General features: G+C 25.8%; 8 protein-coding genes. All 8 read right to left on the bottom strand.

Annotated features, from left to right (window positions below):
• Positions 1–160 precede the first annotated feature (160 nt).
• Positions 161–1,138 (bottom strand): class II fructose-bisphosphate aldolase, encoded by a 978-nt coding sequence (locus tag GIL12_RS01380; protein ID WP_163468362.1) that lies wholly within the window; start codon positions 1,136–1,138, stop codon positions 161–163.
• Between the two features lie 65 nt (positions 1,139–1,203).
• Positions 1,204–1,677: a CbiQ family ECF transporter T component gene (locus tag GIL12_RS01375; protein WP_163468360.1), complete on the bottom strand. Its 474-nt coding sequence runs from the start codon at positions 1,675–1,677 to the stop codon at positions 1,204–1,206.
• Positions 1,667–2,935, bottom strand: a complete 1,269-nt coding sequence (gene serS / locus GIL12_RS01370; RefSeq protein WP_163468358.1) for a serine--tRNA ligase — start codon at positions 2,933–2,935, stop codon at positions 1,667–1,669. Before serS ends, GIL12_RS01375 begins: the two co-directional genes overlap by 11 nt.
• Positions 2,936–2,951: 16 nt before the next feature.
• Complete coding sequence (locus GIL12_RS01365; protein ID WP_163468356.1) at positions 2,952–3,539, bottom strand: TIGR03936 family radical SAM-associated protein; 588 nt, start codon at positions 3,537–3,539, stop codon at positions 2,952–2,954.
• Positions 3,540–3,678: 139 nt separating this feature from the next.
• On the bottom strand, positions 3,679–4,686 hold the full coding sequence (lpxD, locus tag GIL12_RS01360; protein WP_163468353.1) for a UDP-3-O-(3-hydroxymyristoyl)glucosamine N-acyltransferase: 1,008 nt from the start codon (positions 4,684–4,686) through the stop codon (positions 3,679–3,681).
• A gap of 19 nt (positions 4,687–4,705) precedes the next feature.
• Positions 4,706–5,182 (bottom strand): OmpH family outer membrane protein, encoded by a 477-nt coding sequence (locus tag GIL12_RS01355; RefSeq protein WP_163468351.1) that lies wholly within the window; start codon positions 5,180–5,182, stop codon positions 4,706–4,708.
• Between the two features lie 28 nt (positions 5,183–5,210).
• Positions 5,211–7,283: an outer membrane protein assembly factor gene (locus tag GIL12_RS01350; RefSeq protein WP_163468349.1), complete on the bottom strand. Its 2,073-nt coding sequence runs from the start codon at positions 7,281–7,283 to the stop codon at positions 5,211–5,213.
• 12 nt (positions 7,284–7,295) lie between these two features.
• Complete coding sequence (locus GIL12_RS01345; RefSeq protein WP_163468347.1) at positions 7,296–11,618, bottom strand: translocation/assembly module TamB domain-containing protein; 4,323 nt, start codon at positions 11,616–11,618, stop codon at positions 7,296–7,298.
• Positions 11,619–11,624 lie beyond the last annotated feature (6 nt).

Here is an 11,624-nt window from a genome sequence, read left to right as displayed (position 1 = left end):
AGCTAAAGATTTTACTGTTTCTCCTTTCAACCTTCTTTCATAAATTTCTATTTTTTGTTTATTTGTTAATTTGGACATAAGAAATGCACCCTCCATCTTATTTGTCTAAGATTTTGGGTGCACTACAAAAGGATATTCTTTTTTAATTTCTTTCATACATTTATTTTGATTTAGTATAACTTCCTTCAGAACCGAAAACATTAACTATTTTAGTTTTATAGTAAGATTTCATTTCTTCTTTAGCTGGTCCTAAATATTTTCTTAAATCAAATTGACCTGGATTTTCATGCATTGCTTTTCTAACTCCAGCTGTAAATGCTAATCTACCGTCAGTATCAACATTAATTTTTGCCACTGATGATTTTGTAGCTTTTCTTAATTCAGAATCAGGAATACCAATTGCATCCTTTATAGTTCCTCCAAATTCTTTTATCATTTGTACATATTTAGCAGGAACTGCTGAAGAACCGTGTAACACTATAGGGAACCCAGGAACTCTTACTTCACACTCTTTTAATATATCTAGTCTTAATTTAGGATCATCACCTGGTTTGAACTTGTGAGCTCCATGAGAAGTTCCTATAGCTATTGCTAATGAGTCAACTCCAGTTTTAGCTACAAATTCCTCAACTTGATCAGGATTTGTATAAATATGATCTTCAGCTTTTACATCATCTTCTATACCAGCAAGAACACCTAATTCAGCTTCCACTGTTATATCAAATTTATGAGCATACTCAACAACTTTTTTAGCTTCTTCTATATTTTCTTCAAATGGTAGAGATGAACCATCTATCATTACTGATGAAAATCCATTATCAATACATAATTTAGCAACTTCAAAACTTGGTCCATGATCTAAATGTAATGCTATAGGAATGTCTGATCCCATCATTTTAACATAATCAACCGCTGCTTTAGCCATCATAGCCACATAAGTAATCCCCATATACTCCATTGCCCCTTTAGAACATTGTAATATAACTGGTGAACCCATTTCAGCACAAGCTTCAACTATTGCTTGAATTTGTTCCATGTTATTAAAATTAAATGCTGGTACTGCATAACCATTTTTGTTTGCTTTTGCAAACATCGCTTTTGTGTTTTCAAGACCTAAATCTTTGTAATTATATGACATTATACTCCTCCTCGAATAATTATTACCTATATAATTTTATCAAATGTTACTAATAAAATCAAACTTTAATTATCTTTTAATTTGATTTCTCTCAAAATATACCTTAAAAATGATTTAAATTTTAATCTTCTTTTAAAAAGTACAAATACTTCTGGGATTAATCTAATAACATTTTCTATAACTTGTCTATATCTTCCTAGCTTATTCATTAAAAATCCAGTATCCTTAGCAAGCCATGATATCATCATAAGATTTATTATTCTTAAAAATGTAACTAAGAAATAAACTACACCATTCTTAGTCACGTATATATTGAACACCTTAAATAAAACTTCCCCATTTTGATGAGAAATAATCTGAATTATAAAAGTAACCATATAAATATAAACTAAAACTTTTAATTTTTTTAAATTTATTATTAAATTTTTATTTAAAACAACATTTAAAACAAACACAATTAAAAATATTATTGAAATTACCTTCAAATTTTGAACAAATACAGTACTGATGAATAAAATTAATAAAAAACTATTTAACAATTTTTATTCCATTCATATAAGGAACTAAAGCATCTGGAACTATAAAACTTCCATCCTCTTGTTGATAATTTTCCATTATAGCTACTAAAGTTCTTCCTACAGCAAGACCTGATCCATTTAATGTATGAACAAATTCACTTTTATTGCTTCCTGTTGGTCTATATTTTAATCCCATTCTTCTAGCTTGAAAATCTTCACAATTTGAACAAGAAGATATTTCTCTGTATTTATTTTGAGAAGGTAACCATACTTCAAGATCATAAGTTTTAGCTGCTCCAAAACCAATGTCTCCAGTACATAAATTTATAACTCTATAAGGAAGATTTAATCTTTTTAATACGTCCTCAGCATTATTTACCATTTTTTCCAATTCTTCATATGAATTTTCTGGAGTAGCTAATTTAACCATTTCTACTTTATTAAATTGGTGAACTCTTATTATTCCCTTTACATCTCTTCCATATGAACCTGCTTCTCTTCTAAAGCATGGAGAATAAGCAGTATAGTATTTAGGTAAATCTTTTTCATCTAATATTTCTTTTCTGTGAATATTAGTCATTGTTATTTCAGAAGTTGAAATTAAGAACATGTCATCATCTGTTCTGTACATATCATCTTCAAATTTAGGAAGTTGACCTGTTCCTTCACATATTTCTCTATTTACTAAAAATGGAGTTATATGTTCTGTATATCCTTGCTCGTCCACATGCATATCAAGCATTAAACTTACTAGGGCTCTTTCTAATCTCGCTGCTAACCCTCTATACAGTACAAATCTAGAACCTGAAAGCTTTGCTCCTCTTTCAAAATCTAAGATATTTAAATTTTCTCCTATTTCCCAATGAGCTTTTGGTTCAAAATCAAATTCTCTTGGAGTACCCCATTTTCTAACTTCAACATTATCATCTTCATCTTTACCAATAGGTACAGATTCATTATATTTATTTGGTACTGTCATTTGAATATATTTTATTTTTTCATCTATTTCAGATAATTTTCCATCTAATTCTTTTATTTTTTTTGAAACTTCACCCATAGCTTTAATTAATTCACTAGCATCACCTTTAGCTTTTTTTAATTTAGCTATTTCCATAGATTCTACATTTCTTTTGTTTTTTAAATTTTCAACTTCTGTTAATAATATTCTTCTTTCTTCATCAAGTTTTATAAATTCATCTAGAGTAAGATTACTATTCCTATTTCTTAACATCTCCTCTATCTTTTGTTTATTTTCACGCATAAATTTTAAATCTAACATTCTTATTCCCCCTTTATTATTTAACCATTCCTATTTTTTTTATTTCTAATTCTTCTATTTTTATCCCACATAATTTTAATAATGAATTTGGAGACATGCTTTCTAAAACTAAAATTAATTTTTCCCCGTCAATTCTATATTTTTTTATTCTTGGTTTTAAATCCTTAGATGTTGTTTTTCCTTTTTTTTCCTTAACTAATATAATTTCCTCTTGAGATATGAACTCAATAAATTTATTAATGGAGGAGCCTAATCCTCCTATTTCAAATTCCATATCTTTATAATCTTGAACAATTGATGTTTTTCCATCTATATCAATTACCTTAATAAACTCAAATCCTAATATTTCTTTACTATTTAATCTCTTCATTAACTCTTCATTGGTCATTTCTTCTTTTAAATCTATATCCATAGGCTCATTAAATGCCTCTGTTCCCAAAGAAATAGGATTCCCTAAAGATATCTTCGGTCTTGGATGAAACCCTTGAGTATATTTTATTGGAACTCCACTTCTTCTTAAAAGTCTATCCATAACTCTTAGGAGATCTAGATTAGAAATATATTTCATTTCGTTGTATTTATTAAAAAATAATCTCTTTTTCATATTTCCCTCTTCTCTTCTTTTTGATATCATATATTGTACCACGGAAAGAGATATAATTAAATAGTTATATCTTAAAAAAATAGGCTATTTTTAGCCTATTTTCAGTTTTTTAAATATTAATTTTATTTTTTTAAAATAATTACTTTTTTAAAGATTTTTCTAGTTTATTTATTTTTTTTATTGCCTCTGGTAATTTTTTCAAACTAGCTCTTATTTTAATATCTTCCCTTAAATTAACAATGGGAAATCCTGCTAAAACTTGATTTTCATCTTTAATATTTCCTGTTACAGCTGACCTTGCTGCAAACATATTATTTTTAGCTATTTTTATATGTCCACCTATTCCAGATTGTCCACCTATTGTAACGTTATCTCCTATTTCTGTGCTTCCTGCTATTCCTGTTTGAGAGGCTGATAAAAAGTTTTCTCCTAAAATTACATTATGACCAATTTGAATTAAATTGTCCAATTTAGAATATTTTTTTATTATTGTATCCCCTATAGTTCCCCTATCAATTGTTGTATTAGAACCTATTTCCACATCATCTTCTAGTATTACTCTTCCTATTTGATCTATTTTCATATTATTTCCATTAACTTTTACAAAACCAAATCCATCTCCACCTATTACTGCACCACTTTGTATTATATTTCTTTCTCCTATTTCACAAAATTCCCTAACAGTAACATTTGGATATATTATTGAGTCTTTACCTATCTTGACTCCTTCACATATAGTAACATTTGGATATATTATTGTATTTGAACCTATTTCCACATCATGACCTACATAGGTATTTGGAGCTATTTCCACATTAGATCCTATTTTAGCTGAATCTTCTATCAATTTTTCCATTTTTTTCCTAGGTTTTTTAAAAAAATCTAATAATAATGGCATTAATTCTCTTGGATTTTTTTTAGCTATTAAAAAGGTTTTTTCTGAATTTTCTGGCAATTTAATATCTGGGACTATTATTACCCTTGCCTTTATTTCTGATATTTTATGTATAAATTTCTCATCTGCTGCAAATGTTAACTCGTCTTCTTTTGATTGAAAAAAGGGAGAAAGACCTTTTACTAAAAGGTTTTCATCTCCCATAATTTCACAATTAAGAAGATTAGCAACATCAGTTATCTTATAACTCATGCTATCCTCCTATTATTTTTTATTTACTTTTTTCCATTTCAATTAAAACATCTTTAGTTACATTTACTCCACCAAATTTAACAGCTCCTGATTCTAAAATGTAATCTAATTTTTTATTTTTAGCTACTTTTGAAATTGCTTTATCCATTATACCTTCAACTTCAGCTATTTTTGTATCTCTTTCCTTTGTCATTTTTGCTTTGGAATCTTTTACAAATTTTTCAAGTATTTTAACTTTATCATTAAATATTTTTTTATCTTTTTCTGTAGCTTTGTCACCTTTTGAATTTAATTCTATTTGTAATTTTTTTAATTCAACTTGTTTTTGTTTTAATGTATTATCTAGTGTAGCTCCTTCCTTTTGTAATGTCTCATCTATTATCTTTGTTTTAGAATATTTGTAAAATAATTCTTGTGAATTTACAACTCCTATTTCTAGAGCTAATGCAGACGTTGACATAACTACTGCCATTGCTAATAATGTTAATTTTTTCATGTTTTCCTCCCACGTTGTTTTTTATATGTTAAAATGATTGTCCCATATTAAAGTAGAACTGCATTCCACTTACATCATCATCACCAAGTGGCCATCCAAAATCAAATCTTAATGGTCCCATTGGAGTATTAATTCTAAGTCCCACACCAGCTGTGTAAGCTATATCATCTGGGAAATTTTCATCGTTTGTATATCCTTGATCAATACCATCATAATCCCAAGCTCTACCTACATCAAGAAAAACAACTCCACCTAAAACATCATTAAATTGAGTTCTGTTTTCTAAATTAACTATAAATTTCTTACTACCTCTAAAGTCTCCACCATCATACCCTCTAAGAGTACTACTTCCACCAACCCAATATCTTTGAGATTCCTTTGTACTATCTGATTGTATTCCAAAAACTGCTCTTGTTGCAAAGGTATTATTCTTAGTGAATCCTGGATAATATTTTCTAGCTTCTAAAGTTGTGTTTGTAAAGGCATCTGAATCTACTCCACCTGCATATCCAACTTCAACTTGCCATTTATAGTATTCCCCTCTTGTTGGATTAAGATAACTGTTTCTTGTATCATAAGAAATTGAAGGGTAAATGCTGTATAAGAAATAGTCATCACTGTAATAATTTACTGTGTCACCATCTGTTGTAGTTCCAGTTGATTGACTTGGATCTGTTTGTACATATTCAAGTTTATTTCCTAAATTAATTCTTACATTTTTTGTTATTCCTTTTCCTACATTAGCACTAAGTCCATAAGTTTCTATTTTATTAAAGGCTTCACTATCGTCATTTTCATATTTATTTCTATAAAGACTCCATCCCCAAGAAATTCTATCTGTATCTTTTATCCATGGATCTGAAAAGTTTAAAGAAAAACTGCTATAACTATCATCTGATTTTTCAAAACTTAAAGAAGCTTTTTGTCCTTTTCCTTTCCAGTTACTTTCTTCTAAAGAAAGTGTTCCCATAACTCCTAGTTCAGAACCATAAGAAATTGCACCTTGTATTCTAGCTGTTCTGTCCTCTTCAACTAATAAAACAATTTCTTTACTATCTACAGAATCTGAAACATCTCTAGCTTCGTATTTAACACTTTTAATGTAACCAAGTCTTGTTAAGTTAGCTGAAGTTCTATTATATTCATTTATATTGAAAACTTTACCTTTTTCTATTTCTATTTCTCTAGAAATTAGGTAATCTTCAGTTTTTAAAACTGTGTCCTCAGCTTCTCTTCTTTGACCTTTTTGTTTTGTTACCATCTTTTGGAATTTTACATCCTTAACCATTCCTTCTTTAAGATAGATATTTAATTCTAACTTTTTATTTAAAGACATATCCTCTACTCTAGCAAGAACATAACCATCTTGACTATATTTTTTTATTATAGCTTCTCTATCTTTTCTTAAAACATTATAATTCAACACTGTTTTAGGTTTTGTTTCAATAATACTTTTAATTTCATCTGTACTATAAACAGTATTACCTATTACATTAACTTTCTTTATTTTAGGATTTTCTGTGAAATAAAAATCTATAACTATTCCACCATTTGCTTCTTCTATATCTGGAGTTATTTGTCTAAAATAACCTGACTCAACTAATTTTCTATATCCTTCTTTCAATTTATTGTTAGAATAGTAACCTCCTATTTCTAAAGGTATTAATTTTGATAATTTTTTACTTGGAGTTTCATAATTTCCGTAAAAATTAATCCCTTTGATTACAGCAGTTTTACTGATATTTTCCCTGTCTGAAACTGGAATAATCCCTTTTTTTCTTAAAATTTCTTTAATATTTTCTTTTTCTTTAACGTCAACTATTAACTTTACACCCTCATTATAGTATTTAGGAGAAAGCTTTACATCAGCTATGTAATCTAGCTCTCTTAAAGTTTTATAATCTTTTACCATATTTTCTGTGGAAAAGTTTTTTCCCTCTTTAGAAACCATTTTAGACAACAAAGTAGCTTCTGGTATTTCCTTGATATTATTTATAACTATTTTTTCAATTTTATAGTTATCTTTTTTAATGTTATTGTCCTTTCCATATGCAAACATCATCATTATGAAGCTCAGAATAATTACAAGCTTTTTTTTCATTAAATCCCTCCATTAAAAATCAAATTTTTTCTCAAATTTTAATTCAATATAATAATTTACTTCTCCTCCATTTACTTCTACATCATCTCTCAATTTTTGTGCACCAACTCCCCACGAAATATTTTTATTTATCTTATTATATAAATTTACATCATAATTTACAAGTCCATAAGCTCCATTTGATTTTTCACTACCAGAGTCACCAATAAAGTTAAACTTCATTTTTCCAAAGATTTTATCCTTATATAAAGGCATTTCTGCCTCTAAATATGCTCCATATAACGTTTCTTCTTTTTCCTTAGTATTTTGATTTTGTTCTGCTGTGATATTAGAAGAAACTCTTAACTGAGGTAATCTAAAAACTTCCTTAAATATATCCACTATAGGGTTAACTATAATATCTGAAATTTGTCCACCTAATATATTTGTTAATAATAGGTTTGCATTTCCATATTTATTTTCTTCCAATGCGTTATCACTTAGTATACTATCTAATGTATTAACTGATGTTATATCTCCACTTCTTATTTTAAAAGTTAAACTTTTACTTAGACCACTTAAAGATATTTCAAAAATTTTAGAATTTATTATGGAACTTGTTACAAAAACTATGTTGGGATTTATATCTGGAATATATTCATTTCTATTATTGAAAATTATAAGAGCTTTATCTATGGTAAACTTATTTCCATTTAAGACAAATTCACCATCTTTGATGCTAGTTTCCCCTAAAAAGTTTAATTTTTTTAAATTCCCTTGTAAAACTCCTTGTCCAAATATATTCCCTTGTAATTTTGAAATATAAGAAACTGTCTTTTCCACATCTAATTTTATACCGTTATCAATATTAAACCCTATATTAATTTTCAAATCTTCTGGAATATATTCCCTTGATTTTATAAAATCTACTTTGCTCTCTTCTATTATATCATCATTTATAATTTTTTCTTTTATAAAATTTTTTATTAATGTTATTAACCCTAAATCTTTTTTTAAAATATTTTTTATTTTACCATTATTTACAGTTACATTTCCCACTACCTTGTTTCTAAAAAGTTGAATTCTTGTGTTGAAATTTATGTCAAAATAATCTTCATAGGAATATTTTATATTTTTTCCATTTAAAATTAAATTATAGATTATATTATTAGAAGCTACTACATTATTTGAAGAGCCTTCCCTTAAAACTGTTCCTTTAATATTTAAAGTTCCTTCATTTAAAATACCTGAAAATTTGTTAATTGTTAATTTGTTTTTTTCTATTTTTATATTTCCACTTAATTTTGATAAATCCAAATTATATTTATCAAGATTTAATCCAAAATTTTCAACCTCTATATTTCCTAACATATCTAGATCTGATATTTCCAAATCAATTTTCCCAACACCATTAATATTTGTAATCCCATATTTATTGAGAATTATATTAAAAAAATCCAAGTCTATATTAGAACTCTTTAAATTAAATTTATATTTCCCATCTTTAATGAGATAATTTCCATCTAAATTAATTGTTCCCTCTTTATAATTTACAATAAATTCTTGTAAATTAACATTACTTTCATCTCCAATTATAAAAGCTTTAAAATTATCTATTTTATTTCCCTTATATTTTATTTCATTACTTAAAAATGAGGCTTGATAATTTATCTTATTAAGTGGTCCTTTAATTTCACCATTAACCTCAACACTTCCACTTAAATTAGAGTTCTTTAAAACTTCTTGTATGTCTAAGTTTTGTTTTGGAATTTGAAAATACAAGTTATTTTTTCCAATATCTATATAACCTTGGGAAAATAAAATATCCTTCCCAACTTCATCTTGAAAAACTATTTTTGAAAAATTTATAATTCTATTTTTAATATTACCTTCTAAATATACCAATGGAATTTTTCTTCCTTTATAGTACATTTCGCTTAAGGTTCCTCTGAAATTTCCAATAATATCTGTTTTATTAACAGTTCCATTTACTTTCCCTATTATTCTAGCCTTACTTCCTAAAATATTTTTTGAAACTTTTGAATCAAATATATCTATATTGTAACTTCCTTTTCCTTCCTTTAGGGAGTAATTAAATTTTAATGTGTTCTCGTTTAATTTTAGTTTCTCTGAAAAAACACTACCATTTGAATAATTAATATTCCCTGAAATATTAAATGGTAATTTTTCATTAACATAAACTTTTCCTTCTTTTATATTTATTTCACCATGTAAATCATTTGTTTTACCATAAAGTCTACCGTAAATTTTATCTATAGTATATTTATAATCTTTAATATTTATAAAATTTTCATCTAATTTATTTAACTGAATATTCAAATTAGTTAAGGTATCCTTTATATTATATTCTCCACTTAATTTCAAATATTTATTTTCCATATTTAGAATACTTATCTTATCATTTGAATAGCTTACACTGGATCTCAATCCTTTAAAATTTAAACTTTTCGATTTAATTTCTTTAATTTGACCATCAAAAAACATTTCTAGTTTATCTTTTTTTTCTAATTTTAATTCCCCAAAAATTCCTTGGACATTGAAATTATTAATCTTATCCTTATAATTAACATTTTTTAATTTAATATTTCCTAAATATGTATTTTTATCCCCTTTTATCTTACCTGTAAAAGAAGTTGAAAACAAATTATCCTTAAGCTTTAGTTCCAAATTGTTCACACTAAACTCTAGATTATATAGGAAATTTTTTATGTCTATATCTCCGCTAATTTCACCTTTTTCTTCATTTTTAAATTTTATTTTACCTTTTAAATTAATGACCTCATCATTTATTTTTTTCATATCTAAAATTAGTTGTTTATCTTCTAATTTTCCAGTTAAAAAGCCTTGGAAATTTAATAGTTTTTTAGTTTCTATATTGTATTTAAATTTAAAATTATTTTTTTGATTTAAAGATAAAATTTGATTTTTATACTCATACTCACCATTTAAATTAAAAACATTTGAATTTATACTGAAAATATTTTTGTCTTTAGTTAGTTTGAAATTAAGGCCTACTTTAATATCAGGAAACATTATCCCTTGATTTTTTAATCTAAACTTAACTTTTCCTAGCTTATCTTTATATGAAAAATTAGTAACTATATTTCTAGTTATTTTCTTTTTTGGAGTGTTTAATGTAACCTCAGAACTAATATCTTTTAATCTAAGTTCTTTGTTCTCATAAATGAAATTTCCATAAATATTATTTACGTTAAATTTATTTTTTTCTATTCCACTTTTACTATCAAAAAATATATCCACTTTTAATTTTTCTTTATATTTTAAATTAATATTAACTTTATCAAAGTTTGTACCATCTAGTTTTAACTTTAAATCATTTAAATATTTATATGAAGCTGCACTTTCATAGGATAAGTCTTTAAATTTAAAATCAATATTTGTACCATCTTTTTTGCTATACTCTAAATTAAATAATCCATTATCCTTTTCACCTAACAAATAATTTCCTTCTATGGCTATTTTTTTCCCTAAAAATTTTAAATCTAAATTTATATTAGAAATAGGAAGGTAAAGTTGTTTATAATTTGCTTTTCCATCTGTAATTTTTCCTGATCCAAAATAACCAGAATCATTTATCCTAAAATCAATATCTAAATTCCCATCCACATTAGTTATTTCTTCATTGCTATCATAGGCATATTGAAATATATTCTCATTCATTTTAATATTTTTACCAATAATATTAAAATCATATCTTCCACTTAATGTATTAAAATTTAAACTATATTTTTCTATTCCTGTATTTCCTTTAGCTTCTATATCTATTAAATATCCATTGAAAAAATTTATAGTTGAATTTACATTTTCTATTTTCATTTTTATTTCTTTTGTATAACTTCTATCTATATATACCACACTAGCCTTTGAAACATTTATTTTTTCTAAAATAGGCTTAGAGTTAGATTCTTTTTTTTCTGAGTTAGTTTTTTTCTTTGAAGAATTTATTTTAACAAAAATATCTGCTAAATTATAATAATTTTTTTTCCTAATAAATACAATATTTGGCTTATAAATATTTATATTTTCTATTTTCAAATTATTATAATCTATTTGAACTTTGGGCATATCCCCTGCTTTCACATTGGAAGAATCATATAATTTAACATTTGTTAAATTAATTACACCTTTTTTATAATTGCTTCCCTTTTCAAATGCTAATTTTTCTATTTTTATATTTCCTCTTGTGGCAATTTTAAAAACTGCACTTACAACTAATTCAGTTTTATAAATAGATAAATAAAATAAAAAAGAAATAAAAAAAAGTGGGACAATTATAAACAATGGTTTTTTATATCTTTTAATATGTTTAGTCATTGTAAT

The sequence above is a fragment of the Fusobacterium sp. IOR10 genome (assembly GCF_010367435.1).
GTDB lineage: Bacteria > Fusobacteriota > Fusobacteriia > Fusobacteriales > Fusobacteriaceae > Fusobacterium_B.
The sequence above is the reverse complement of the archived record's forward strand: the minus strand, read 5'-3'. Positions and strand labels throughout refer to the sequence as shown.

What these genes read in the sequence shown, in the direction of transcription:
- GIL12_RS01380 (WP_163468362.1), bottom strand. Translation starts at nt 1,138, where the DNA reads ATGTCATATAATTACAAAGATTTAGGTCTTGAAAACACAAAAGCGATG.
- serS (WP_163468358.1), bottom strand. Translation starts at nt 2,935, where the DNA reads ATGTTAGATTTAAAATTTATGCGTGAAAATAAACAAAAGATAGAGGAG.
- GIL12_RS01365 (WP_163468356.1), bottom strand. Translation starts at nt 3,539, where the DNA reads ATGAAAAAGAGATTATTTTTTAATAAATACAACGAAATGAAATATATT.
- lpxD (WP_163468353.1), bottom strand. Translation starts at nt 4,686, where the DNA reads ATGAGTTATAAGATAACTGATGTTGCTAATCTTCTTAATTGTGAAATT.
- GIL12_RS01355 (WP_163468351.1), bottom strand. Translation starts at nt 5,182, where the DNA reads ATGAAAAAATTAACATTATTAGCAATGGCAGTAGTTATGTCAACGTCT.
- GIL12_RS01350 (WP_163468349.1), bottom strand. Translation starts at nt 7,283, where the DNA reads ATGAAAAAAAAGCTTGTAATTATTCTGAGCTTCATAATGATGATGTTT.
- GIL12_RS01345 (WP_163468347.1), bottom strand. Translation starts at nt 11,618, where the DNA reads ATGACTAAACATATTAAAAGATATAAAAAACCATTGTTTATAATTGTC.